This window comes from Paenibacillus sp. 1182 (assembly GCF_017833915.1).
Taxonomy (GTDB): domain Bacteria; phylum Bacillota; class Bacilli; order Paenibacillales; family Paenibacillaceae; genus Paenibacillus; species Paenibacillus polymyxa_D.
On sequence record NZ_JAFICR010000038.1, the window covers coordinates 1 to 1355 of the forward strand.

A 1355-nucleotide genomic window follows, 5' to 3' on the forward strand; every position below is an offset into this window, starting at 1 on the left:
TCTCCAAGTCGTGCAATCGTCTCATGACGGAATTGCGTTGTACCGTAGCGAATCGTGAAAATCAGTTCTCCATCCTCGATGACTCCATTGATATCCAGTGCAAAATCCATAGCCGCATTCGTGCTGACAGGCACACCGATGGAATAGGAGGAAGGCTCCAGATCATTGCCTTTATAATCCTGATCGAATTGGCCCAAATAGTTAAAACTGATCTCAGGCTGAGCCTTTAACTGCACGCCTGCTTTCTCCAGAACATTCGTATCCGACAGGTATCGTAAAATACCATAGCCGATGCCTTTCTGCGGAATATGACGCAGCCCTTCCTTGACCCGTTTGATCAGACGAGCCGTATTCCCCCCTTGTCCCAGACTTCCATCCAGTACAACCGGGAACTGGCTCGTAAACCAACCGACTGTCCGCGTAATATCCACATCCGGTACAATAGCTTCCCGTCCATGGCCCTCCAGGTTGACCAGCACCCGTTCAGAACCAGACCAGTCATATACGGCTTTTCCGAGCGCAGCCAGCAGCAGGTCATTCATTTCCGTGTTGTATGCGCGATGAGCTTGTTTGAGCAACTGCTCGGTTTCCTGCTTCGTCCAGCGGACCGTCACAACCTCACTGTCCCCAAGCAGTGCATTGTCATTCGCAAAATCCTTCGGCAAAGGCTTCGCAAGACTGGCTTCTGCTTGTTCGATATGCTGCCAGTAAGCAAGCTCCCGCTCCATCGTCGCGCTATTCGCATAGGCCGACAGCTGCTCGGCCCATACCTGGAATGAATCTGTTTTATGCGGCAGCCGAATAGCTGTGCCTGTTTTACCTGCAATAGCCTGCTCATAACCGGATGCCAAATCCTCCAGCAAAATACGCCACGATACGCCGTCCACAACCAAATGATGAATGACGATTAGCAAATGGTCGCCCTCAGCGCAGTGGAACAGACCGAGCTTCACCAGCGGCCCCTCGCTCAAATGAATGCTGGCTTGAATTTCACTCGCCTTAGCTTCTACAGCGGTGGATTCGTCTTCAACTCCACTAAAATCTACAATGTCCAGCGTGTATAGCTCGCCTTTCTCTACACTGCGGTTCCAAGCTGCATAGCCTTGCTCCGTCTCACGGAATACCGTGCGCAATGCGTCATGATGCTGGACAATACGGTCCATTGTACGGCGTAGCGCGTTGACGTCAAAGCGCCCAGCTCGGTACAGCATCATCGCCTGATTGCTGTGGTGCAGATCAGCAGGCTGCTGCTCGAAGAACCATCGCTGAATGGGTGTCAGATCTACCTTGCCTACTGCTTCTTCCTGACTGGCCATCTTACCATCTGTACGAAGCAAAGGACTGAGCGCCGCTAC

At 52.2% G+C, this 1355-nt stretch carries 1 protein-coding gene; it reads right to left on the reverse strand.

Going from position 1 to position 1355, the window contains the following annotated elements; genetic code table 11:
• On the reverse strand, nt 1-1355 hold a 1355-nt coding region (locus tag JOD82_RS28880; RefSeq protein ID WP_245249172.1), incomplete at both ends, for a condensation domain-containing protein.